Source organism: Pseudomonas sp. UBA1879, assembly GCF_002338065.1.
Lineage (GTDB): Bacteria > Pseudomonadota > Gammaproteobacteria > Pseudomonadales > Pseudomonadaceae > Aquipseudomonas.
Genome location: NZ_DDHJ01000013.1, coordinates 69,277 through 91,901 on the forward strand (window position 1 = coordinate 69,277; position 22,625 = coordinate 91,901).

General features: G+C 61.3%; 20 protein-coding genes, 1 tRNA gene and 1 pseudogene. 14 read left to right on the forward strand and 8 right to left on the reverse strand.

All coding sequences use genetic code 11. From position 1 onward, the window contains the following. Window positions 1-4 precede the first annotated feature (4 nt). Complete coding sequence (locus B3N48_RS12275) at window positions 5-1,240, reverse strand: OprD family porin (RefSeq protein ID WP_296183962.1); 1,236 nt, start codon at window positions 1,238-1,240, stop codon at window positions 5-7. A 343-nt stretch (window positions 1,241-1,583) separates the two neighbouring features. Here B3N48_RS12275 and B3N48_RS12280 point away from each other — a divergent pair, with 343 nt between their 5' ends. Beyond that, window positions 1,584-2,510, forward strand: coding sequence for a LysR family transcriptional regulator (locus B3N48_RS12280; protein ID WP_296183964.1), 927 nt, complete (start codon window positions 1,584-1,586; stop codon window positions 2,508-2,510). Between the two features lie 224 nt (window positions 2,511-2,734). Here B3N48_RS12280 and B3N48_RS12285 read toward each other — a convergent pair whose 3' ends face one another. Next, the gene (locus tag B3N48_RS12285) at window positions 2,735-3,613 is read right to left on the reverse strand and encodes an alpha/beta fold hydrolase (protein ID WP_296183965.1); all 879 of its coding nucleotides are present in this window, start codon (window positions 3,611-3,613) and stop codon (window positions 2,735-2,737) included. Window positions 3,614-3,845: 232 nt separating this feature from the next. Between B3N48_RS12285 and B3N48_RS12290 the strand changes: the two genes are divergently transcribed. Then, window positions 3,846-4,283, forward strand: a complete 438-nt coding sequence (locus tag B3N48_RS12290) for a carboxymuconolactone decarboxylase family protein (protein WP_296183966.1) — start codon at window positions 3,846-3,848, stop codon at window positions 4,281-4,283. Window positions 4,284-4,628: 345 nt separating this feature from the next. Further along, window positions 4,629-5,462, forward strand: coding sequence for a PhzF family phenazine biosynthesis protein (locus B3N48_RS12295; protein WP_296184474.1), 834 nt, complete (start codon window positions 4,629-4,631; stop codon window positions 5,460-5,462). A gap of 3 nt (window positions 5,463-5,465) precedes the next feature. On the opposite strand, the gene B3N48_RS12300 is transcribed toward B3N48_RS12295, so the two are convergent. Both B3N48_RS12300 and B3N48_RS12305 read right to left on the reverse strand, forming a co-directional pair. After that, a complete protein-coding gene (locus tag B3N48_RS12300) occupies window positions 5,466-6,617 on the reverse strand; it encodes an MFS transporter (RefSeq protein WP_296183968.1) in 1,152 nt (383 codons plus the stop codon). Window positions 6,618-7,028: 411 nt separating this feature from the next. After that, the gene (locus B3N48_RS12305; RefSeq protein ID WP_296183970.1) at window positions 7,029-7,670 is read right to left on the reverse strand and encodes an HD domain-containing protein; all 642 of its coding nucleotides are present in this window, start codon (window positions 7,668-7,670) and stop codon (window positions 7,029-7,031) included. A 265-nt stretch (window positions 7,671-7,935) separates the two neighbouring features. Here B3N48_RS12305 and rarD point away from each other — a divergent pair, with 265 nt between their 5' ends. Further along, complete coding sequence (gene rarD / locus B3N48_RS12310) at window positions 7,936-8,820, forward strand: EamA family transporter RarD (protein ID WP_296183972.1); 885 nt, start codon at window positions 7,936-7,938, stop codon at window positions 8,818-8,820. Window positions 8,821-8,994: 174 nt separating this feature from the next. Here the strand turns inward: rarD and zapE are convergent, their stop codons facing one another. Together zapE and B3N48_RS12320 are read right to left on the reverse strand one after the other, a co-directional pair. Continuing rightward, entirely contained in the window at window positions 8,995-10,116 is a 1,122-nt protein-coding gene (gene zapE, locus B3N48_RS12315; RefSeq protein WP_296183973.1) for a cell division protein ZapE, read from the reverse strand. Beyond that, window positions 10,113-11,315, reverse strand: coding sequence for an MFS transporter (locus tag B3N48_RS12320; RefSeq protein WP_296184475.1), 1,203 nt, complete (start codon window positions 11,313-11,315; stop codon window positions 10,113-10,115). Before B3N48_RS12320 ends, zapE begins: the two co-directional genes overlap by 4 nt. A 613-nt stretch (window positions 11,316-11,928) precedes the next feature. On the opposite strand from B3N48_RS12320, the gene B3N48_RS12325 reads away from it, so the two are divergent. The 3 genes and pseudogenes from B3N48_RS12325 (at window position 11,929) to B3N48_RS26890 (ending at window position 15,640) form a co-directional block, all read left to right on the forward strand. Then, window positions 11,929-13,374, forward strand: a complete 1,446-nt coding sequence (locus B3N48_RS12325) for a SulP family inorganic anion transporter (RefSeq protein ID WP_296183974.1) — start codon at window positions 11,929-11,931, stop codon at window positions 13,372-13,374. A gap of 469 nt (window positions 13,375-13,843) precedes the next feature. Then, window positions 13,844-14,782 (forward strand): annotated as a pseudogene (locus B3N48_RS26885) (HAMP domain-containing protein); the annotation flags it as partial. Between the two features lie 129 nt (window positions 14,783-14,911). Beyond that, window positions 14,912-15,640 carry a methyl-accepting chemotaxis protein gene (locus B3N48_RS26890; RefSeq protein ID WP_414704232.1) on the forward strand — a complete coding sequence of 243 codons (729 nt, stop codon included), beginning with the start codon at window positions 14,912-14,914 and terminating at the stop codon, window positions 15,638-15,640. Between the two features lie 159 nt (window positions 15,641-15,799). Here B3N48_RS26890 and B3N48_RS12335 read toward each other — a convergent pair whose 3' ends face one another. After that, entirely contained in the window at window positions 15,800-16,360 is a 561-nt protein-coding gene (locus B3N48_RS12335) for a cysteine hydrolase family protein (RefSeq protein ID WP_414704228.1), read from the reverse strand. A gap of 23 nt (window positions 16,361-16,383) precedes the next feature. Next, entirely contained in the window at window positions 16,384-17,307 is a 924-nt protein-coding gene (locus B3N48_RS12340) for a LysR family transcriptional regulator (protein ID WP_296184477.1), read from the reverse strand. 118 nt (window positions 17,308-17,425) lie between these two features. Here B3N48_RS12340 and B3N48_RS12345 point away from each other — a divergent pair, with 118 nt between their 5' ends. The 7 genes from B3N48_RS12345 (at window position 17,426) to B3N48_RS12375 (ending at window position 22,522) form a co-directional block, all read left to right on the forward strand. After that, window positions 17,426-18,175, forward strand: coding sequence for a 3-oxoacyl-ACP reductase family protein (locus tag B3N48_RS12345; protein ID WP_296183977.1), 750 nt, complete (start codon window positions 17,426-17,428; stop codon window positions 18,173-18,175). 164 nt (window positions 18,176-18,339) lie between these two features. After that, window positions 18,340-18,429, forward strand: a tRNA-Ser gene (locus B3N48_RS12350). A gap of 133 nt (window positions 18,430-18,562) precedes the next feature. Further along, window positions 18,563-19,120: a UDP-4-amino-4,6-dideoxy-N-acetyl-beta-L-altrosamine N-acetyltransferase gene (gene pseH, locus B3N48_RS12355; protein WP_296183978.1), complete on the forward strand. Its 558-nt coding sequence runs from the start codon at window positions 18,563-18,565 to the stop codon at window positions 19,118-19,120. A 237-nt stretch (window positions 19,121-19,357) separates the two neighbouring features. Beyond that, the gene (locus B3N48_RS12360; protein WP_296183980.1) at window positions 19,358-19,837 is read left to right on the forward strand and encodes a helix-turn-helix domain-containing protein; all 480 of its coding nucleotides are present in this window, start codon (window positions 19,358-19,360) and stop codon (window positions 19,835-19,837) included. Window positions 19,838-19,906: 69 nt separating this feature from the next. Next, window positions 19,907-20,338 (forward strand): DUF4124 domain-containing protein, encoded by a 432-nt coding sequence (locus B3N48_RS12365; protein ID WP_296183982.1) that lies wholly within the window; start codon window positions 19,907-19,909, stop codon window positions 20,336-20,338. A 116-nt stretch (window positions 20,339-20,454) separates the two neighbouring features. Further along, on the forward strand, window positions 20,455-20,862 hold the full coding sequence (locus B3N48_RS12370; RefSeq protein WP_296183983.1) for a YybH family protein: 408 nt from the start codon (window positions 20,455-20,457) through the stop codon (window positions 20,860-20,862). A 157-nt stretch (window positions 20,863-21,019) separates the two neighbouring features. After that, window positions 21,020-22,522: a purine-cytosine permease family protein gene (locus tag B3N48_RS12375; protein WP_296183985.1), complete on the forward strand. Its 1,503-nt coding sequence runs from the start codon at window positions 21,020-21,022 to the stop codon at window positions 22,520-22,522. Window positions 22,523-22,625: the final 103 nt, after the last annotated feature.

A 22,625-nucleotide genomic window follows, 5' to 3' on the forward strand; every position in this document is an offset into this window, starting at 1 on the left:
TGCACTACCAGATCGCCAGCGTGTAACTCACGATCAATCGGTTCTCATCAAGATCATTGCCGAAGTTCGAACGCACGGTTGCGTTACGCCATTTCACGCCGAGGTTCTTCAGTGCGCCGCTCTGAATCACGTAGCCGATGTCGGTGTTGCGTTCCCATTCCTTGCCTTCGCCACCCGCCGCGCGTTCCACGTTGTCGCCGGACACGTAACGGGTCATGAACGTCAGGCCCGGCAGGCCCAGCGCCACGAAGTCGTAGTCATACCGCGCCTGCCAAGAGCGCTCCTTGGCGTTGGCGAAATCGCCGATCTGGATGAAGTTGACCAGGTACGGATCGCTGCCTGCGATATAGGGAAACGGGTCGCTGCCGGTCATCCGCTGGTAGCCGAATCCGAAGGCCTGATCGCCGAGCTTGTAGGTGAACATCGAGCCCAAGGCCTTGTTGTCCAGGTCACGAAAGTTGCCGTCTTCGCGGCTGCTGGCGTAGCGGAGGTCGGACTTCAGACTCTGCCCCACCCCCAGCGGCAGCACGTGCACAAGCCCGCCGTAATACTGCCGATAGACGTTTTCCAGCTGCCCGTAATGGGCGCTCAACGCCAGTTGCGGGGTGACCTGGTATTCGCCGCCGCCGAAGGTGAAATCGTTGCTGGTGCCGCCGATGCGGTTGGCGCTCATCTCGGTGAAGTCCGAGGAACTGTTGGCTTTGATGCGGTCGATGTGGCCGCCGGTAAAGGTGAAGTTGTCCAGGTCCTTCGAGGTCAATAGCCCGCCGCGAAAAGTCTGGGGCAACAGCCGCGTATCGTTCGAGTTGATCACCGGGTCCTTGAAGAACAGCGAGCCGACTTTCAATTCGGTCTTCGACACCTTCATTTTCGCGGTCAGCCCGAGCTTGGCGTAGTCATCCTGCGAGCCGCCGGAGGAGCGATCAGCGGGCAGCAATCCGGTGCCTGCGGTGCCGTCGCCGGAGTCCAGTTTCAGCCCGAGCATGCCCAGCGCATCGAGGCCAAAACCCACCGTGCCCGGGGTGTAGCCTGACTGCAGACGTAACAGGAAACCCTGAGCCCACTCCTCGGCCTTGTCCCGCGCGCCTGCCTGTCGAAAGTCGCGATTGAAGTAGAAATTGCGGGCTTCGAGTTCGCCCTTACTGTCGCCGAAAAAGTCGGCCTGTGCGGTCATTCCGTAAGTCAGCGTCGCACCACCAACCAGCAGCGCGCAGACGTATTTTTGATTGTTATGTGTCATTGAAGCCTCTTCCCATGAGCGCGCAGCGGTAATGACCGACTGCTGGCAGAGCGCGGCGGATGAATGAGGTCGGGCATCGAAACACCCCGACCCTGAAGGCTTGACGCGTGTTTCGGGAGGGATTGCCCTGCCCGGCGTCGTACCTTTCTCGTGTCGGCGGCCATCTTTCGGCAGGCTGGCCCATGGCGTCCAACGGGAAAAAACCGCTATGCCCCATAAAAATTTCTGTTGAGCGGATGGCATGCAACCTGCTGCCCGTAGCACGCACCTGCCGAGGATGCCGGAGGCAATTGCCGCCTTCGAACATTCTTGCCGTCGCTCAATCGTTGAAGGAAAACGCTCGGTGAATCTCAAGTTTCTGGAAACCTTCGTCTGGGTCGCACGGCTGAAAAGCTTCCGCCTGACCGCCGAAAAACTGTTCAGCACCCAGGCCTCCATTTCCAGCCGGATTGCCACGCTCGAGGACGAAATGGGCGTGCGATTGTTCGTGCGCGATTCAAAGGGTGTGTCGCTGACGTCCGAAGGCTTGCGGGTGCTGGAATACGCCGAGCACATCATGGACACCCTGCAAAACATGAAGGCGGCGATCAAAGACCCCAGCCAGGTACGGGGGCGGATCCGCATCGGAGCAATGGATACGGTGATACACACCTGGCTCAGTCCGCTGGTAACACGGCTGATGAAGTGTTACCCCAATCTGGAAATCGAGCTGACCGCCGAGACCGCGAGCAATCTGTGTGTGCAGCTGGAAAAGGGCTATCAGGACATCATCTTTCAGACCGACATCCTGCGTTTGGACAGCGTGCGCAATGCCATGCTGGCGCGCTATCCCCTGCACTGGGTGGTGCCGACTGGCTCCGCTCTCGACCGTCCGGACGTAACGCTGGAAGACATCGCGCAGGAGCGGATCGTGACGTTTTCCCGCAACTCACGGCCCCATCAGGACATCCTCAACATGCTGCACACGGCGAACATCATTACCCCGCGCATCAACTGCGTGAATTCGGCCTCGGCCATCACCCGACTGGTGCGCGATGGGTTCGGTATTGGTGCATTGCCCGTCACCCTGGTGCGCGGCGAGCTGGCCCAGGGGGTGCTGACCCAGATTGAAAACGTGCCCCTGCCGCCGGTGATGGATATCGTTGCCAGCTGGCGCACCGGGGCCGGGATGGAGTGGGTGGAGGACATCGTCGGGCTGACGCGGGAATTGGTGAATGCATACGCGCAGGAGATGCCGGAGGGGTTTGTGTTGGAGGCGGGTGAGGATTGAGGGCTGATGCTGCCTGCTGCCTGATATCCCCGCCTGCAGGCGTGAGCTTGCTCACGATGGACCGTGCAACATCCCAATGTGCATCAATGCCACTCCCTCATCGCGAGCAAGCTCACTCCCTACAAGGGGCTGGGTCTTAGGACAGAACCGGGGCGTGAAAAAGATCTCCCGCTCCGCGAAGACTCACAAACGCATCTGGATCAGCGATGACTGAGTCGCCCCAATCATGACGTCAAAAACGGCATCACCTCGGCCATCAGCGCCTCCGGAATCTCCTCTGCCAGATAATGCCCACCCGGCAGCGCCCTGCCCCGCACGTCCGTCGCGACCTGCTGCCATTCCTTCAGCGGGTCGAAGCATTTGCCCACGGTGCCTTCCGCGCCCCATAACACCAGCAGCGGCAAGTGCAGATGATGACCCGCGTCGAGGTCGGCGCGGTCATGGTCCAGGTCGATGCTGGCGCTGGCACGGTAATCCTCACAGACCCCACGGGCCGTGCCTGGCAATTTGGCGCAGCGCACGTACTCGGCGAACGCTTCGTCGGTGAACGGGGTGAACCCGGCGCTACGGCTGCCCATCACACTGCGCAGATATTGCTCGGGATCGGCCTCCAGCAATGTCTCCGGCAGCGGCGCCGGACGGATCAGGAAGAACCAGTGCCAGTACGCCCGAGCAAAGGTTTCATCGGTCTGGCTATACATGGCCAGCGTCGGTGCGATGTCGAGCAAGGCCATGCGGCTGACTGCCTGCGGATGATCCAGCGCCAGGCGATGGGCCACCCGCGCGCCCCGGTCGTGGGCCAGAATCGAGAATGTCGGCAGCCCCAGTTCGCGCATCAGTGCAACCATGTCGCGCGCCATTTCGCGCTTGGAATAGCTGGAATGGTCCTCAGTCGCAAGCGGCTTGCTGCTGTCGCCATAACCCCGCAAATCGGCTGCAACGACCGTGAAATGCTGACTCAGGTGCTCGGCGACCTTATGCCAGATGACGTGCGTCTGCGGGTGTCCATGCAACAGCAACAGCCCCGGCCCGCTGCCCCCGATGCGGTAGGCGATCTGCACACCGTTTACGTAGCGCTGATCTTTTTGAAATCCGGCGAACATGGATGACTCCTTGTGATGGGTGCCGCTCATGCTAGATCGTTGCGCCGTCGGGGCAAGGCGCAAAGCGTGTCGGCGGCGTTCATGAAGCGTGTTGGTCGCGACGAGATTCATCGCAGTGCGGGATCGCGATTGGTCTCCCGGTATCCCGACTCATTGGCTATTCGGTCCCCCAGTGTCTCAGCGGTAAGGTAGCCCGCAGTTCAGCCACCTCTCTCTACAAAGGAACACTGCCATGAACTCGCGCATCACCTGGGGACAGAAATCGCCAGAAGCCTACAAAGCCATGTCCGCCCTGGAAAACGCTGTGGTCAATTCCGGCCTCGAACATGCACTGCTCGAATTGATCCGCCTGCGTGCTTCGCAGCTCAACGGCTGCGCCTACTGCGTCAACCTGCACGCCAATGACGCGCGCAAGGCCGGTGAAACCGAAGCCCGCCTGCAGACCCTGAGCGTCTGGTCAGAAACCACCTTCTTTAGTGAAAAGGAAAAAGCCGTACTGGCCTGGACCGAAAGCCTGACCCAGCTCTCGATTCACCACGCGCCACAGCATCAATATGAAGCGCTGCTCGAGCATTTCAGCGAAAACGAAGTCGTCAACATCACCCTGGCCATCGCCACCATCAACGCCTGGAACCGGTTTGGGGTTGGCTTTGCCATGATCCCGAGCTGATGGGCGGGGGCTGGCACCCATCTGTACCTGTAGCAGTCCGGCTTGCCGACGGTGGCGTACTCACGACCGCCACCGCCTGTAGGAGCGGGCTTGTCCCGCAATCGGCTGCGCAGCAGTCGCGAAAACCTGGGACCGCGCCATTTCGGACACACCGCATACACCAACATTGCGACCGCTGCGCAGCCATCGCGGGACAAGGCACGCTCCTACGCAGTAGGTGTTTCAGACCGGCTACTCGATGGCATCAACGCGTTGAATCCTACGCATCAGCACTTTTCGTTGGTGCCCCCTGCCCGATTCGTCAACAATCATGCCTCCCTTCAACGGCTCAAGGCTGACGCGAACATGGCACTGGATATCCTCAGACTCTCGGCATTTTCGGACGCGGATCAAGGCGGCAACCCCGCTGGCGTGTGGATCGGTGAGACGTTTCCCGACGACGCCACGATGCAGGCCGTGGCCGCCGAGGTCGGTTATTCGGAAACCGCATTCGCCGTCCCGGAAAACGACGGTTGGCGTGTGCGGTATTTCTCGCCGCAAGCCGAAGTGCCATTTTGCGGTCACGCCACCATCGCGCTGGGGGCTGCCTTGGCAGGTCGCTATGGCGAGGGCGAATATTCGCTGCACCTCAACCACGCGCAGATCACCGTCGAGGGCTATCAACAGGGCGCGTTGACGTCCGCTGCCCTGCAATCCCCGCCCACCCACAGCCAGCCGGTCAGCCAGGAAGTGCTCAGCCAGGCCATGGGGCTGTTCGATTTGCAGGCCGAAGACATTGACCTGCGCATCCCGCCCGCGTTGATCAACGGCGGCGCGCAGCATCTGGTGCTGGCACTGAACCGTCGTGAATCGCTTAAGCACATGCGCTACGACTTCGAGGCCGGTCGGAAATTGATGGTGCGCGAGGGGCTGGTGACGATTCTGTTGGTGTTCGCCGAATCCCCTCGCCTGTTCCACACCCGCAACCCGTTCGCTTTCGGCGGCGTGTACGAAGACCCGGCCACCGGTGCGGCGAGTGCGGCGTTTGCCGGTTATCTGCGCGATATAGGCTGGGACCACGGCGGCATGATCGACATCGTGCAAGGCGAAGACATGGGCAGCCGTTCGCGGATTCGTGCCGAATTCAGCGATGTGCCTGGCAGTTCGATTCGGGTGTCGGGCACGGCACGCACGCTGTAACGCTCAAACTTTCAGGTAGCGGCCGCTGAGTGCCACGCCCAGCAGCATGACGGCGATGATCATGAAGGCCACGCCGAGGCTGCTGAGGTGGGCGACGAAACCGATGCCTGCCGGGCCCATCAGGATGCCGATGTAGCCGAGGGTGGTGATGGCCGGGACCGCGACGTTCTCCGGCATGGTCTTCTGCCGCCCTACCGCGCTGTAGAACACCGGCACGATATTGGAACAGCCGATACCCACCAGGGCGTAGCCACACAACGCCGCCTGCCAGTACGGAAGCAGTGTCGCGACGGCCATGCCCAGCGCGGCGCATAACCCGCCGAACAGGATGATATTGTGCACGCCCAATCGTCGCACCACGGGATCGCCGCACAGTCGGCCGATGGCCATGGCGAGGGCGAACACGGCATAGCCGAATCCCGCGTAAGACGCTTCGACACCCCGTTGGGCGCTGAGGAACACCGCGCTCCAGTCAAGCATCGCGCCTTCAGTGAGGAACACGGTGAAGCACATCAGGCCGATGAACAGCACCACGCCATGGGGAATCGCGAACGCCGGGCCTCCCGCTTCGCTGCCGTAGCCGAGCATGTTCGGCCCAGCCTTGTACAACGCCAGGCCAATGAACAGCGCGACGAAGGTCATCGTCAGCCACGGCCAGACACCGGCGCTCAACAGCGCCGACACCCCTGCCGCGCCGAGAATCCCGCCACAGCTGAAAAGCCCATGAAAGCCCGACATCATGGTCTTGCCGCTGGCTCGCTCGACAATGATCGCTTGAATGTTGGTGACGCAGCCCAGCGCGCCCATGCTCGCGCCGTAGACAAACAACGTCGCCACCATCAGCGGCACGTGCGTGAGGGTGGCGAGCAAAGGAAGGCACAGGCAGGCAATGCTGCCGACCACCACGATAATGCGCCGGCAGCCGTAACGAACCGTCATCGCACCTGCCAGCGGCATGGAGAGGATCGAACCGATGCCCAGGCACAACAGCAGCAGACCGAGGCTGGCGTCATCGAGCCCAAGACGGCTCTTGGCGTACGGCACCAGCGGCGCCCACGCGGAAATGCTGAACCCGGTGACGAAGAATGCCACCCGGGTGGACACCTGTTCCAGCCGACCAGGCACGACCGGTGCCGCGGTGCCGATGGAGGTCATTCGCCGCTCCCTTTTCAACCACGTCGCCCCGTCATAGGCCGACCCACCGGCAGCCTAACAAAGCCCGGCGCAATGACGAAGAAGGAATGTCCAGCGGTAATGCCTCAGGAATGCCTCAACCTGCAGACTGTGGCTTAGGCCGCCGACATTAGCGGTATCGCGGACAAAATACCGTGGGAGCCGGCTTGCTGGCGAATGCGTCGGGTCAGTCACGAAAATATCGACTGACTGACCGCATTCGCCAGCAAGCCGGCTCCCACGGATACGACGTCGGTCGCAGGTTTTATGACCTATGCATGACCTCTGTGGGAGCCGGCTTGCTGGCGAAGGCGTCGGGTCAGTCACGAAAATATCGGCTGACTGACCGCATTCGCCAGCAAGCCGGCTCCTACAGGTTCAACCGCGTACTTGTTACGCCTTCCAAGGTGACTGCCGGATGATGTTCACGAAGTTCAGCGGCTTGAAGGCGGAGTCTTCATCCACCAGAACATCGGCGTTCACCGTGCCGAAGGTAGTGTCGGGCTTGTGGCGGAAGCCGTTGGCGAAGGCGCAGAGGATGCATTCTTTGAAATCCTCGCCGCGCGGGTGGGCGTGGGTCACGACCTCGCGCTGTTGGTCGCTGAACTGCTCGTAGTTGATGCCCAGCACGTCCATTTCGACACCGGCCGTCACCAGCGCAACGTTCGGCCGCAGATGCTCCGGCACGCCCGGCGTGGTGTGCAGTGCGATGGACAACCAGACCTGCTCGAGATCGCCTTCCGACAGCCCGAACGGCTTGGCGAACGCGCGAGCGGCGTTGGCGCCATCCACCTCGAAACGCAGGTCCGGGCTGCTGTGTTTTTTCACCAGGCCCAGGTCGTGGAACATCGCGCCGACATAGAGCTGTTCGGCGTCGTACTTGAGGCCTTTGCGCTCACCGGTCAACGCGCCCCACAAAAACACGCGGCGGGAGTGGTTGAACAGCAGATCGTCTTCTTCGTCCCGGATGTAGTCGGTGGTCGCGCGGGCCAGGGCGCTGTCAGGGATTTTGATACCGGCGATTTCTTGGGTCATGGGCGATTCCTCAGTCAGCGGCGCCGGTGTGGCGCGTTGAGGACCATTCTCCTGCCCGGGGGTATTCGCCTCAACGCGCGCGCGGTCTCGTTCTCTGCCAAACAGGCATCGTTTACTGCCAGCCGACCCTGGGTTTACCAGAATCTCCGCGAACGGCGGGGATGGCTTCGGCTAGACTGTGCGCCGATGCCTGCAAGCGGGCCGTCAGAGCCTGCACTCGTGGCATTTCCAACCCATTCGATTCGAACCGAAACAAGGAGCCCCCGTGTACAAGGGTGTTGCGTTATCGGTCATGGCCTCCTGCCTCTTCGCGGTCATGTACTACTACACCTCATTGCTGAAACCTTTGAGTGGAGAAGAAATATTCGGTTGGCGCATGCTGCTGACCCTGCCGTGCGTCACGCTCTTCATGCTCTCCAGCGGCGACTGGCGATTGGCCCGTGCCTTGGCGGCACGCATTCGCCAGACCCCCGCCTTGCTTGGGGCAATGGCACTCTCGGCGTCCTTGATGGGCGTGCAATTGTGGCTGTTCATGTGGGCGCCGTTGCACGGGCGGAGCCTGGAGGTATCGCTGGGGTATTTCCTGTTGCCACTGACGATGATTCTCACGGGACGCGTCGTCTATGGTGAACGGCTGTCACGCCTGCAAACCGTTGCGGCGTGCTGCGCACTGGTCGGCGTCGGCAACGAGCTGATCCGCTTGGGGAGTTTCTCGTGGGAGACCTTGCTGGTCTGCGGCGGCTACCCGATCTATTTCGTGCTGCGGCGCACGCTCAAAACCGACAACCTGGGCGGACTGTGGTGGGACATGCTGCTGATCCTGCCGGTCGCCGTGCTGTTCATCTGTCAGGGCAATCCGGGGGTGGTTGAGGACTACCCGCGTTTCTACGCGCTGATCCCGATCCTCGGCGCCCTCAGCGCGTCGGCCCTGGTCAGCTACCTGCTCGCCAGTCGCCTGCTGGCGTTCAGCGTGTTCGGCCTGCTGAGCTACGTTGAGCCGGTGCTGCTGGTCGGCGTCGCGCTGCTGCTAGGTGAAAGCATTGGCCGGGATGAATGGATGACGTACGTGCCCATCTGGCTCGGGGTCATGGTGCTGATGGGCGAAGGCGCCAAGCACGTACTGGCGCAGCGGCGACGGAATAACACCTGACGGACAGATCGTCGCCCGAACACTCTTACCCAGGATGAACGCGTTCCGCTGTGGGAGTGAGCTTGCTCGCGAATAGGCCGGTGAATTCAGCGCATGTTCTTTGGCTGAAACGCGTCATTTGTGAGCAAGTTCACTCCCACAGGCAGTTCATCCCGCCAACGATGAGACCGGCATTCATTGCCCAAACCGCGCCAGTTGCATTTCCTGCAGCCGACTCAACGTCCGGCGAAAGGCGAAGGCCAGGTAACCCTCGGTGTACAAGGTCTCCATCGGCATCGCCGCTTCGACGTACAGCGGCACCTTGCGGTCGTAGCATTCGTCCACCAAGGCGATGAACCGCCGCACGCCGTCGTCGTAGGGCGACAATTGCGGCAGCTCGCGGTCCCCTGCCACCACCTGCTCGACGCCGTCCTCGGTGCCACGGGCGATGCGGCCTTCACGCTGCGGTGCGCTCAATGCCGGCACCTCGCTGAGCAGCACCGCCGTGTAACGATCACACAATTCGATGAAATCCATCGCCGCCAACGGCTGCTCGCACAGGTCCTTGTAACGGCACCAGACCACGGTCTGGCTGCAGCGCACCACGGCCACGTGCCGTCGCCCCAACGGCACTGGCCGGATCGACACCGTCTCGCCCGCGCTCAGGGCTTCGAACACCTCGAGCAACGCGCTTGGCCCTTGGTCGTGCGCCACCCAATAACGTTGCTGCGCCTGACCGGGGTGCAGACGATGGTCTTCGCCGCCGTCCACTGACACGACATTCATGTGCTGATTGATCGCCGTGATCGCCGGGAGGAAACGCTCGCGATTGTGCCCGGAGGCGTACAGCTGCTCAGGCAGCTGATTGGACGTGCAGACCAGCACCACCCCTTCGTCGAACATCGCCCGCAACAGCCCGCCAAGGATCACCGCGTCGCCGATGTCGTTGACGAACAGCTCATCGAAGCACAACACCCGCACCTCCTGCCGCAGCTCGCGGGCGAGCACGTCGAGGGGATGGGGCACCCCGGTCAGTTGAAACAGGCGCTGATGCACCCAACGCATGAAGTGATGAAAGTGCTGTCGGCGGGCGGGGACGGTCAGCCCCTCGAAAAACCGGTCCATGAGCCAGGTTTTGCCGCGCCCCACCGGGCCCCAGAGGTAGACGCCCTTCAACGCCGCCCGCGGCCCGCTGTCGTTGAGCGCTTGCCAGCAGGCTTGCAACTGCTGCGCGGCCTGGCGCTGGGCCTGGTCCGGCAGAAAACCCTGCGCGTCGACTGCCTGCTGCCAGGCATCCAGGGGTGACAACGCACTCATTGGGCAACGTCGCCCTGACGCTTCGAATAGGACGCACCCAGCAGGTAAAAGCAGCCGCCCGCCACGATGAAGCCCGCCAACATCGAGAACATGAACGCCGGTGGCTGCGCGGCCAGCGCAAAACCGCACAGCACCGGGCCCAGCGCGCCGCCAAGGTTGGAAAGGTTCTGGGCGCCGTAATACATCCCGCGCAGGTGGGTCGGGGCGATGCGATCGATGAACATGTATTCCGCCGGGAAGACGATGATTTCACCCAACGTGAACACGGCCACGGCCAGCGACCAATGCAGCACGGTGCTGGACATCGCGAAGCCCACCACGCCCATCAGGAACAGGCTGAAACCTGCGGTGAGCCACTGATTGAGGTGCTGATGGCTGATGTGTTTACCAACGAAATACTGCAGACAGATCACCACCGCCGCGTTGACTGCCACCACCGAGCTGATGACGCTGTAGGTGAATTCCGGCGTGCTGGTCGTCACCAGGTACTGCGAAATGTAGGCTGAGAACTGGCCGAACACCACGGCGCTGAGCGCGCCACCCACCGTGAAGCACACCAATCGATAGTCCTTGAGCAGAATCCGTCCTACCGCGAGGAACGACACCGGTGCATTGGCCGGGTCGGCGGAGCTGAGTCTACGGTCGCCGTACATCGCGTACACCGCGAAAAAGCCCAATCCCAGCGCTGCCGACATGAGGAACGGCAGCTTCATGTTCCAGTGCGCCAGTCCCGCGCCAATGAACGGCCCCACCGCATAACCGATGTTGATCAAGGTGTAGCGCACCGAAAACACCTTGCTCTGCTCCGCGATCGGCAGCAACTTGCCAAACGCGGCCTTGACCACGATATCGATCACTGAATAGGCAAAGTTGAACGACACCAGAAACAAGAAGAACAGCCACAACCGGCCTGTCAGGCACATGCCAATGAAGCCGACAAAGAAGAAACCGGTAAAGCAGAGAATCAATTTGTAGCTCGACAGCCTGTCGGTGAGATAACCGCCGTACAGGCTCAACAACGAGCCGACGATCAACGCACTGCCGACGATCATGCCGATCTCGCTGATGCCGAGCGTGAAGTTGGACGACAGATAAATGACCAGATACGGCAAGGTAATCGCCCTGCCCAGGGTCAGTAACAGCGATGACGACAGCAGGAGATTGACTGAAGCGGGGTAATGTCTGAGCGCGGCGAGCATCGGTGTGCTGTCCTTGGCAATGGGGCGGTGTTCATTCAGGCGAAACATCGTTACACAATCAAAGGAGAGTGGACACTGATATAGATTCATTTGCACCTGGACGCCGGTACAGATGCCCAGCAATCTGCTTTTGATTTTGGCCGAAGGCCGTGGGAGATTCTATGCTCGCTGGCAAACCGCATTCGCCAGCAAGCCGGCTCCCACAGGGGTCATGCATAGGTCATAAAATCTGCGACCGACATCGTATCCGTGGGAGCCGGCTTGCTGGCGAAGGCGGTGGGTCAGTGACAGCTGAATGACTTGACACTCCGCGTTCGCCCGACCACGGCCCGCACCAAGACGGCCCCCCACAGGGGTCATGCATAGGTCATAAATCTGCGACCGACATCGTATCCGTGGGAGTCGGCTTAGTGTGGGCAGCGTTCCGGAGAAAGCGGTGTGCCATTCGACGTCATGTTATCTGACACATTGCTTTCGCCAGCAAGCCGGCTCCCACGGGTTCTGCATGAAGCCTGGACGCCCATATCCTTCTGAAAGAAGCGTTCGTTCGTCGACCTTCCGCCTCACATTCCGTAACATCCCCACCCTTTGCGCCTTCTCTTTCAGGTAATCCATGAAACCCGCTCGCCCAAGCGCCGACGTCCTTGCCGGCCTGACCACCTCGTTCGCCCTGGTGCCCGAATGCATCGCCTTCGCCCTGGTGGCACACCTCAACCCGCTGATGGGCCTGTACGGCGCATTCATCATTTGTACGTTGACTGCGCTGTTCGGCGGTCGGCCGGGGATGGTGTCGGGGGCGGCGGGCTCGATGGCCGTGGTGATCGTCGCGCTGGTGGTGCAACACGGCGTGCAGTACCTGCTGGCGACGGTGTTGCTGGGCGGTCTGGTGATGATCGGGTTTGGCGTGTTGCGCCTTGGCAAACTGGTGCGGATGGTGCCCTATCCGGTGATGCTCGGCTTCGTCAACGGGCTGGCCATCGTCATCGCCATGGCCCAATTCGAACACTTCAAAAGCGGCGAACACTGGCTCAGCGGCATGCCGCTGTACGTGATGCTCGGTCTCGTCGCGCTGACCATGGCCATCGTTTATCTGCTGCCGCGCCTGACGCGTTCGGTGCCGCCTGCGCTGGTGGCCATTCTCAGCGTTGGGCTTCTGGTCTACCTGTGCGACTTGCCGACACGCACCCTCGGCGACATGGCCCACATCGCTGGCGGCCTGCCTGACCTCGCGTTGCCGGACGTGCCGTGGAACCTTGAGACCCTGCGCATCATCGCGCCATACGCCATCCTCATGGCGCTGGTGGGCCTGCTGGAAACCTTGCTCACCCTCAACCTCACTGACGAAATCACCGAAACCCGCGGCTACCCGGATCGCGAATGCGTGGCCTTGGGCGTCGCCAATATCGCTTCGGGCGTGTGCGGCGGAATGGGCGGTTGCGCGATGATCGGGCAGACCGTGATCAACCTCAGTTCCGGCGGCCGGGGTCGCCTGTCGGGCATCGTCGCTGGGGTCATGATCCTGATGTTCGTGCTGTTTCTCTCACCACTGATCGAGCGCATTCCCCTGGCGGCGCTGGTGGGCGTAATGTTCGTCGTGTCGCAGCAGACCTTTGCCTGGGCCTCGCTTCGCGTGCTGCGCAAAGTCCCGTTGAATGACGTGCTGGCGATCATCGCCGTGACCATTGTGACCGTGGTCACCGACCTGGCCACTGCCGTGCTGTTCGGCATCCTGATCGCGGCGTTGAATTTCGCTTGGCAACAGGCCCGCGAACTGTACGTCGACAGCCATTGCGAAGCCGACGGCAGCAAGCTGTATCAGGTTCACGGCACGCTGTTTTTCGCCTCTACCACGCCGTTCCTCGAACAGTTCGATCACCTCAACGACCCGGCGCACGTCACGCTCGACTGCCGCCACCTGCGCTTCGTCGACTACTCGGCGATTGCCGCGCTGAAGACCCTGCGCGAGCGGTATCAGAAAGCCGGTAAACACCTGCGCGTCGTGCATCTGTCAGAGCGCTGCAAGCAACTGCTCAAGCGTGCGGGCGTGCAGCACGCCTGAACCTGAAGTTTTCAGCACGGGGGCGGGACGCGGGGATCCGCAGCAGGCGAATGGCGGTCGTCTGGGCACCACCGCCTCCTTCTGCCACTTTTCCGTGCGAGCGCTTCTGAAACTGTTCCAAAAGTACTCATGTTTTGTACACAACCCGCTATCGGAATCCGTCAAGCCCATCCGCTAGAAAGGATTTCACCCTTGACCGCAGGGCTCACCGACGCGCACGCCCCTCATAATCTGACCGCTCGATCAATTTCATGGCCCGCTTATTGCTCAGAGCGAGCTAACAGCACCCTTCCATCGTGATCGTCCACGCGTATATACGGAGTTTTTCATGCCTGTCTGGCGAAAGAGTATTCAGTGGCAACTGACCCTGAGCATGGGCGCGGCGCTGGTGATCAGCAGCCTGATCGTGATCGCCATCTACGCCTTCGCGTTGAACAGGCTGACCGACCGTTATCTGCTGCAGCAGGCCATGCCCGCCAGCGTCGAAGCCATTCGCAACGACCTCGAACGGCTGCTGGCGGCGCCTCTGACAGCGGCCAGCGACATCGGCGACAACACGCTGGTCTCCGAGTGGCTGGGCAACGGCGAAGATCCTGCGCAACAAGCCGCCTTCATCCGCTACCTGGCGAGAATCAAGGAGCAGCACAACGCCCTGACCACGTTCATCGTTGCCAAAGACAGCGGCCATTACATCACCAACAAGGGAGCGGATCGCACGCTGCAGCGGGGCCCCGCTGAAAACGGCTGGTTCTACGGTTTCCTCGACAGCAATAAAAAACGCTCGCTGGACATCGATATCGACGCCACGACCAAAATTCCGACGCTGTTCATTAACCAGCGCATCGAACACAACGGCGCCGTGGTGGGCGTGGCCGGCTTGGGTTTCAGCATGAGCGCGTTGTCGCAGATGGTGCGCGACTTCCACTTTGGCAAGGACGGCCAGGTGTATCTGGTCAGCGCCGACGGCAAGATCAAGGTGCACCCGAATGCTGATTTCAATGACCGCGAATCCCTGACCCAACTGGTCGGCGACACCGCTGCACGCACGTTGCTCAGCCAGAATGGCCAAGGGCAGGCGCTGGAGTTCGAGCGTGGCGGTCAGGCGTATGTCGCGGTGGCGAAACCCGTGGATTCGCTGGGCTGGACGTTGGTGAGCGAAGTGCCGCTGGCTGAAGTCTATGGCCCGGCCAAGGAGGCCTTGACCACGATCTCCGCGATCAGCCTGGCTGTGGTCCTGTGTTTCCTCGGCTTTGTGGCCTGGATTGCGCGGGGGATCGTGCGGCCCATTCAGCAAGTGACGACCGCCCTGGTCGACATCGGCGGCGGACAGGGCGACCTGACTCGCCGTCTGGACGACAGCCGCGCCAACGAGTTGGGTGATCTGGCCCGGGGTTTCAACCGTTTCATCGAAAGCCTGCGCGTGCTGATCAACGATGTGCTGCACACCAGCGAGCAACTGCGTCACAGTGTGGTCGACGTGGCGAAGGTGGTCGACAGCACCTCGACCCGTGCGCTGAAGCAGCAGCAGATGACTGACATGGTCGCCACGGCGGTTCACGAAATGGGCCTGACCGTGCAGGAAATCGCCCGCAACGCAGGCGCCGCTGCCGACGTGTCGCGTAATACCCATCAAGAGGCGGTGTCAGCCAAGCGGGTGGTGGGCGAATCCATCGGCCACATTCAAAGCATGTCCGATGGCGTCGGCAGCGCCGCGGGGGCGGTGGAGCATCTCGCCACGCAGATTTCCACCATCGATCAGGTGCTCGGCGTGATTCGCAGCATCTCCGAGCAGACCAACCTGTTGGCCTTGAACGCAGCCATCGAAGCGGCGCGTGCAGGCGAGATGGGACGAGGCTTTGCGGTCGTCGCCGACGAAGTCCGCACCCTGGCCGGTCGCACTCAAAGCGCAACCTCGGAAATCCAGCACATGATGGGTGAGCTGAAGAGCGGCGCCGAGCAGGCGGTCACCTCGATGCGCGCTGGCCAGGCCGCCACCGGGACGGGGGTCGAAGCCAGTCGCCGCACCGGCCACTCACTGGACGCCATCGCCGGGCACGTCGAAGAACTCACCGACCGCAACCATCAGGTCGCCGCTGCCACTGAAGAACAGAGCACGGTGACCGAAGAGATCAACCGCAACGTGCAGGGCATTGCGGACCTGGCGCAATCCACCGCCAGCGACGTGAAAGCCTGCCGCGAAGACTGCCAACGCCTGTCGCAAAAAGCCGAACACCTCGCCGCGCAGATGGCGCGGTTCAGGTTGTGAGGGCGTGACACACCTTCCATTGTCGGAACACAAAACCTGTAGGAGCCGGCTTGCTGGCGAAAGCGGTGGGTCAAGCAACATCAATGTTTCTGATCCGACGCATTCGCCAGCAAGCCGGCTCCTACAAGTGTGCGGTGCGCCGCGATACAGGGATTGCCCCTAAAGCCCTCGCAGAATGTCCTCAGTCCCCACCACCTGCGCATATTCCCCGTGCAGGTTCCCCAGCGACATTCCATGGATCTCCTCGGCTGTGCGCGCCGTCCCGAAAAAATCCGTCCCGTCGAAGGTGTAACAGGCGTCATGGGGCACGATGACTTCGAACCCCAAATTGCCGCCTGTGCGGGCCGTCGACTCGACAGAGTTATGGGTCACCACCCCAACGATCACCACCTGATTGATGCCGTCCGCCCGCAACCAGCCCTCCAGCGCCGAATGACAAAAGGCATCCGGCACCTGTTTATGCAACTCCCCTTCCCCGTCCCAGGGCAAAAACTCAGGCTGGAATTCAACCCCGGATTGCGCGGGCCAGAACACCGAATCGGGTGAGCGGGAAAAATGCCGGACATGAATCACCGTACGCCCGCTGTCGCGCCACGCCCCAAGCAACGCCAGCATCCGCTGCTCGGCCTGGGGATTATTGCGCCGCCCCAGTTTCGGATGATTGATGCCCTGCTGCATGTCGATGATGACCAGCGCGGCCTTGTGGGAAATATCCACCATGCTTTCTCTGTTCCTGAGGCTGATTAAATAGCGCTGAAATGCCGCGCCCACTGCTGAACGGCAAACTGCTCGATGATGAAGTCGACGAACGCCCGAGTCTTGCCGGGCAGCAGTTTGTGCTCACTGTAATAAACACTGATGTGGCCGTCCTCGACGTACCAGTCCGGCAGCACGCGCTGCAACATGCCGCTGCGCAAGTACGGCACCGCGAAGGGCATGCTGACCAGCGCCACGCCCAAGTCCTGCGTTGCCGCGCGACACGCTGCTTCGGAATCGCTCATGGTCATACGGGTTTTCAGGGTCAGCGAGGCCTGCGCCTGGTTGCGATGCGTAAGCGGCCAGGAACGGATGCGGCCGGTCTGCGGCGAGCGGATCAGGATCCCGTCACATTCGCTCAAATCATCGGGGTGGCCAATGCCCGGGTGAGCCTCCAGCCAACCGGGCGACGCCACCAACACTCGGTGCGCGGGTGCCAGCTTGCGCGCCACGACACCCTGAGGCAGGTCGAAACCGCCACCAATGGCGGCGTCGAAGCCCTGTCCGATCAAATCCACCTGACGGTTATCGAAATGCCAATCGGGCGTGATCGCCGGATAGCGCCGCAAAAATTCGCTCAACAGCGGGACCACGTATAAACAGCCGAAAACCGTCCCGACACTCACCTTCAACGTGCCTGCCGGATGGCCCTCGGCGCTCGCCAGATTGGCCACGGCGTTCTGGATGGTGTTGAAACTGGTGCGCACCTTGCCGAGGAATCGCCGCCCCGCCTCCGTCAACGTCAGCCGCCGCGTGCTGCGCTGGAACAGCCGCACGCCCAGCCGCGTCTCCAGCTTGGCCACGCTTTTGCCCACAGCAGCCGGGGTCAGGCTCAGACGGCGCGCTGCCTCGGCAAAGCTGCCGACCTCGGCACTGCGGACAAAACATTCGATGCTGCTGAAGTTTTCCATCGCACTCATTCACAACTTTTGGTTTACACAGACTATCTCGATTACCCGCTACCGAGAACCTAATCCCCGCAGGATACTGATGACCACTCACTCATCGACCTCATCACTGGAGATCAGCATGACCCACGCAACCCACCTCACCGGCAAAACAGCACTGGTTCAAGGCGGCTCCCGCGGCATCGGTGCCGCTATTGTCAAACGCCTGGTGGATCAAGGCGCAGCCGTCGCCTTCACCTTCGTCAGCTCTGAAGACAAAGCCCGCGCGCTGCAGGACAGCATCACGCAGGCTGGCGGCAAAGCCTTGGCGATCAAGGCCGACAGCGCGAATGAACAGGACATTCGCAATGCCGTCGGCAAAACCGTCGAGACGTTTGGCGGCCTCGACATTCTGGTCAATAACGCCGGCGTCCTGGCCATTGCCCCGCTGGACGAGTTCAAACTGGAAGACTTCGACAGAACCCTCGCCATCAACGTGCGCAGCGTGTTCATCGCCAGCCAGGAAGCCGCGCGTCATATGAAGGAAGGGGGTCGCATCATCAACATCGGCAGCACCAACGCCGACCGCATGCCTTTCGCCGGTGGCGGCGTCTATGCCATGAGCAAATCGGCGCTCGTCGGCCTGACCAAAGGCTTGGCTCGCGACCTCGGCCCGCGCGGCATCACCATCAACAACGTACAGCCCGGCCCGGTCGACACCGACATGAACCCGGCCAACAGCGACTTCGCCGAAACCCTGCTGGGCCTGATGGCCGTGCCGCGCTACGGCAAGGCCGAAGAGATTGCCGCCATGGTCGCCTACCTCGCCGGGCCGGAAGCAGGCTACGTCACCGGCGCCAGCCTCACCATCGACGGCGGCTTCGGCGCCTGATCCGCACCCCGTCAGTGCGACTCAAAGCCCCGAAGGCGACACAGCCGACGGGGCCTCACGCTTTACCGCTTAACCGCATGAAAATTCTGAAAAAAAGTTTTGCCTTCGAAAGCGCTTTCGACTACATTAGCGCGCCTCGACAGACTGAACGTCTGAAGAGCTACGGTGAAGTGTCCGAGTGGCTTAAGGAGCACGCCTGGAAAGTGTGTATACAGGAAACTGTATCGAGAGTTCGAATCTCTCCTTCACCGCCACATTCGATGTAAACGAAACCCCCGAGATTCCGAGAGAATCCGGGGGTTTTTCGTTTCTGGTGTTCCGCAATAGCCTTTCCTCGAGGCCGGGGTATCATCCCATCACGTCCCCCGATGCAAGGAACCCACCCCCATGCACTTCATTCCCCTGACCGAATCCCCTCCCGCCATCCAATCCGCCGTGCGGCTGCTGCGCAATCAGGAAGACGTGCGCAAGTTCATGTACACCTCCCACGAAATCAGTGAAGCGGAGCACGAGGGATGGCTGGCGTCGTTGGTGGGCAATCCTCGGCAGTCAGTGTTCGTCGCCATGCTGGATGGAGTGCTGGCGGGGGTGGTGGCGTTGAGTGCGATCAATGCCCTGCAAAAAACGGCGGATTGGGCGTTTTATCTAGACCCGCGTCTACAGGGCAAGGGGTTGGGAAGTCGGGTCGAGTTCTGGATGCTCGATCATGCTTTCAATGAAGCTGGCCTGGAGAAGCTGAATTGCGAGGTGCTGGCGAGCAATACGGCAGTGGTGAAGATGCATCAGAAGTTCGGGTTTCAGGTGGAGGGCGTCCGTCGGCAGAACATCATCAAGGACGGTCAGCGGGTCGATGTGGTCCTGTTGGGTATCACTCAAGCGGAGTGGCGCAACCGTCGCCCGGACATCGAGCCTTTGATTGCGCGCCTTAACCATTCAAATGGATGAGACACCCATTCAAGAGGACAGGTTTTCACGCTGCCGTTCATTTACTTTTCGCAGAACATCGGAAAGCGTTTCATCCGCCCTGTCGAGCAGCTAATGTCTATGCGTCGTGATCTCGTTTGGAGCGCACGATTACGTACGAGGCTAGTTCTGTGGTAGATCACCCCAGCCCGTATTCCAGCCCCCATTGCGCGTCCACCAGAACGAAAAAAAGGACGCGGATTTCGCAGGAGTAGGTTGATGAACGGTATTGGCAAACGCCTGAAACAAGAAAGGAAACGGTTGAAGCTCACGCAAAGCGCCCTTGGCGCGATCGGCGGTGTGGAGGCGAATGCTCAGGGTCACTATGAAAGCGGGCAGCGACTGCCCAGGGCCGATTATCTGTTTCGCATCGCGGCGGCGGGTGTGGACATCAGCCGTGTGGTGACGGGCATCGATTCGAATAATCGAGGAGAGGTTCCCGCGCTGCCTTCCCTTACTCAGCTCGATGACGATCACGACAGCGCGGAAAGCATGGTGAAAATCATCGGTCAATTGCGACAGAGCCTCTGGGTCACGGCCAACGCGCTGTGCGAAGTCACGCGATTGGTGGACACGAAAGAGCAGCGTAGCGATGCCGACCACGTCGAAGACCATCTTCGGGTACTGCAGGGCGATGCTGACACGTTCGTTGCCATGGCGCTGGCCAAGGTGCAGAAAGCCGCTCTCGAGACGCACTGACAACCATCGTCGTCCGCTGACAGCGCCCTCTCTCCAGTGGTAGCCTTGCGCCACCTTGGGAGGGCCTGTATGAAAGGATGGTTAGTGGCGCTGGCGGGCATTGCACTGATGCTCAGTGATACCGCCCATGGCGAGGTATTCAAATGCATCGCGCGGGACGGCAAGGTCAGTTTTGCCTCGACCCCCTGCCCGGATTATGTCGGTGAAGCTATGGCGCAACGCCCTGGCCAGTCCCGCTTGTCCAGCGATTGGGAGGAGCGGGACTTCCCTGACCGGCTTAATAAGAACGCCACTGACATCTTGCGAATCAGTCGGCGCAGTAAGCTCATCATCACCAACGAAAAAGAAATTTCGGACCACATGCAGGCCATACGCCCTCCGCCCCCGGGGATGCCATCGCGCTGCGTCGCGCCGATTTACAACAGCGCGTGTTTCGATCCCTCTGGCGGCCGGGTTCGCCAGCCGGTGAAGGGCAGCCTGTTTCAGTCGGGCGGGAAGTAGCACGCCCCATACTTGCGAATTTCCTGAACTAAAGTATTTATCGGCAACGATGTGACCGGACGTGAGAGCTGCTTAAAGTCGAGCCCCATCGCCAGAATCACAATAACGAGCCGGCCATGACGTCCACCCCGCACCGCACTGAACACGTCCAACAGGCCGCAGCCGCTCTGGTTGCCGCGTTCGCCAGCAACGACACCGATGCCTATTTCGATGCGTTCAGCGACGACGCCACGTTTTTCTTCTACACCCTGCCCGCCCCGCTGCTGTCCCGTGCCGCTTACCGCGAGGTCTGGAACGGCTGGCAGGCTGACGGGTTTGTCGTACTCGATTGTCAATCCAGCAAGGCGCACATCAGCCTTCAGGGCGACGTGGCGATTTTCATGCATGACGTCGCGACCCGGGTGCGCTTCGGCACCGAAGAAAGCCGGTTTCACGAGCGGGAAACCATTGTCTTCCGGTATGACGGCCAGCGTTGGCTGGCCTGTCACGAACACCTGTCGGCGCAGCCTGAACAAGGCGCATAGCCCGCGCAATCAATCATAAGAATTAAACCGTTCACCCCCTCCCGGTCGGAATGCCGACCACTGCCAATGCCACGGCCGGACCGAATCAGGCCGAACAATACGGGCAAGCATGCAGATGCCGGCCTTATAACAACACGACAGCGCGCAGGAAACCGTCATGTCACATCCCTCAACCCGCATCGAAACCTTCGGTGTCGAACAAATTCCGGACACTCAACGCGATGCGTCGCCCATCGATCTGTTTCGCCTGACCTTCGGTGGCGCCAACACCTTCGCCACGGCGGTGTTGGGCAGTTTCCCGGTGCTGTTCGGCTTGTCATTCCAGGCCGGTGTCTGGTCGATTCTCCTGGGCATCGTGCTGGGCTCGATCATCCTGGCGCCGATGGGCCTGTTCGGGGCACTCAACGGCACCAATAACGCCGTGTCATCGGGCGCCCATTTCGGCGTTCATGGCAGGATCGTCGGCTCGTTCCTGTCGTTGCTGACAGCAGTGGCGTTCTTCTCGCTGTCGGTGTGGAGTTCGGGCGATGCACTGATCGGTGGCGCCAAGCGCCTGGTAGGCCTGCCGGAAAATGACCTGACCCTGGCCGTCGCCTATGGCGTGTTCGCGGTGCTGGTGCTGGTGGTCTGCATTTACGGCTTTCGCTTCATGCTGTGGGTTAACAAGGTTGCGGTGTTTGCGTCGAGCCTGCTGTTCCTGCTGGGTATTTTCGCCTTCGGTGGCAGTTTCGACGCGGGTTTCGCCGGGACCATCAATCAGGGCAGCGAAGGCTTTTGGGCGGCGTTCATCGGTGCCGCGCTGCTGGCAATGAGCAACCCGGTGTCCTTCGGCGCGTTTCTGGGTGACTGGTCGCGCTATATCCCACGGCACACGTCGAAGAAACGCATCATGGCGTCGGTGTTTCTGGCGCAGATCTGCACGCTGATCCCGTTCCTGTTTGGCCTGTGCACCGCCACCCTCGTCGCCACTCAGGCGCCGCAGTACATCACCGACAACAACTACGTCGGCGGGCTGCTGGCGGTCTCGCCGAGCTGGTTCTTCCTGCCGGTGTGCCTGATTGCGATCATCGGCGGCATGTCCACCGGCACCACGTCGCTGTATGGCACCGGCCTGGACATGTCGAGCATGTTCCCGCGCCTGCTGAACCGCGCCCAGGCGACGATTCTGATCGGCATCGCGGCCATTGCTTTCATCTTCATCGGCCGTTTCGCCTTCAACCTGGTGCAGAGCGTCTCGACCTTCGCGGTGTTGATCGTCACCTGCACCTCGCCGTGGATCGTGATCATGGTCTTGGGCCTGATCATCCGGCGCGGCTTCTATCACCCGGCTGACCTTCAAGTATTCACCCGGGGCCAGAGCGGCGGCCATTACTGGTTCGAACACGGCTGGAACTGGCGCGGTCTGGGTGCGTGGATTCCGAGCGCCGTGGTGGGCCTGTGCTTCGTCAATCTGCCAGGGCAATTCGTGGGCCCCTTGGGCAATCTCGCGGGCGGCATCGACATCAGCCTGCCGATCACCCTGGGCCTGGCCGCGCTGTTGTACATCACACTGCTGCGCACCTTCCCCGAACCTGTGGGCGTCTACGGCGATCACGGCCCTCATCCGCTGCTGGGCAACAACGCCCATCGCAATGCCAAGAAGCCAATGGCCATTAGTTGACCCACTCGAGCGGTAAAGAAAAGGCTCGCCAAACAGCGGGCCTTTTTCGTTTTCAGCACGACCGGCGGCGTATCTGCGGGTGGCACCGGGCAAAGACATGCCG

Excerpts from the sequence above, each read along its gene's own strand:
- B3N48_RS12275 (WP_296183962.1), bottom strand. The coding sequence starts at position 1,240 with ATGACACATAACAATCAAAAATACGTCTGCGCGCTGCTGGTTGGTGGT.
- B3N48_RS12285 (WP_296183965.1), bottom strand. The coding sequence starts at position 3,613 with ATGTTCGCCGGATTTCAAAAAGATCAGCGCTACGTAAACGGTGTGCAG.
- B3N48_RS12290 (WP_296183966.1), top strand. The coding sequence starts at position 3,846 with ATGAACTCGCGCATCACCTGGGGACAGAAATCGCCAGAAGCCTACAAA.
- B3N48_RS12295 (WP_296184474.1), top strand. The coding sequence starts at position 4,629 with ATGGCACTGGATATCCTCAGACTCTCGGCATTTTCGGACGCGGATCAA.
- B3N48_RS12300 (WP_296183968.1), bottom strand. The coding sequence starts at position 6,617 with ATGACCTCCATCGGCACCGCGGCACCGGTCGTGCCTGGTCGGCTGGAA.
- B3N48_RS12305 (WP_296183970.1), bottom strand. The coding sequence starts at position 7,670 with ATGACCCAAGAAATCGCCGGTATCAAAATCCCTGACAGCGCCCTGGCC.
- zapE (WP_296183973.1), bottom strand. The coding sequence starts at position 10,116 with ATGAGTGCGTTGTCACCCCTGGATGCCTGGCAGCAGGCAGTCGACGCG.
- B3N48_RS12320 (WP_296184475.1), bottom strand. The coding sequence starts at position 11,315 with ATGCTCGCCGCGCTCAGACATTACCCCGCTTCAGTCAATCTCCTGCTG.
- B3N48_RS12325 (WP_296183974.1), top strand. The coding sequence starts at position 11,929 with ATGAAACCCGCTCGCCCAAGCGCCGACGTCCTTGCCGGCCTGACCACC.
- B3N48_RS26890 (WP_414704232.1), top strand. The coding sequence starts at position 14,912 with ATGGTCGCCACGGCGGTTCACGAAATGGGCCTGACCGTGCAGGAAATC.
- B3N48_RS12335 (WP_414704228.1), bottom strand. The coding sequence starts at position 16,360 with ATGGTGGATATTTCCCACAAGGCCGCGCTGGTCATCATCGACATGCAG.
- B3N48_RS12340 (WP_296184477.1), bottom strand. The coding sequence starts at position 17,307 with ATGGAAAACTTCAGCAGCATCGAATGTTTTGTCCGCAGTGCCGAGGTC.
- B3N48_RS12345 (WP_296183977.1), top strand. The coding sequence starts at position 17,426 with ATGACCCACGCAACCCACCTCACCGGCAAAACAGCACTGGTTCAAGGC.
- pseH (WP_296183978.1), top strand. The coding sequence starts at position 18,563 with ATGCACTTCATTCCCCTGACCGAATCCCCTCCCGCCATCCAATCCGCC.
- B3N48_RS12360 (WP_296183980.1), top strand. The coding sequence starts at position 19,358 with ATGAACGGTATTGGCAAACGCCTGAAACAAGAAAGGAAACGGTTGAAG.
- B3N48_RS12365 (WP_296183982.1), top strand. The coding sequence starts at position 19,907 with ATGAAAGGATGGTTAGTGGCGCTGGCGGGCATTGCACTGATGCTCAGT.
- B3N48_RS12370 (WP_296183983.1), top strand. The coding sequence starts at position 20,455 with ATGACGTCCACCCCGCACCGCACTGAACACGTCCAACAGGCCGCAGCC.
- B3N48_RS12375 (WP_296183985.1), top strand. The coding sequence starts at position 21,020 with ATGTCACATCCCTCAACCCGCATCGAAACCTTCGGTGTCGAACAAATT.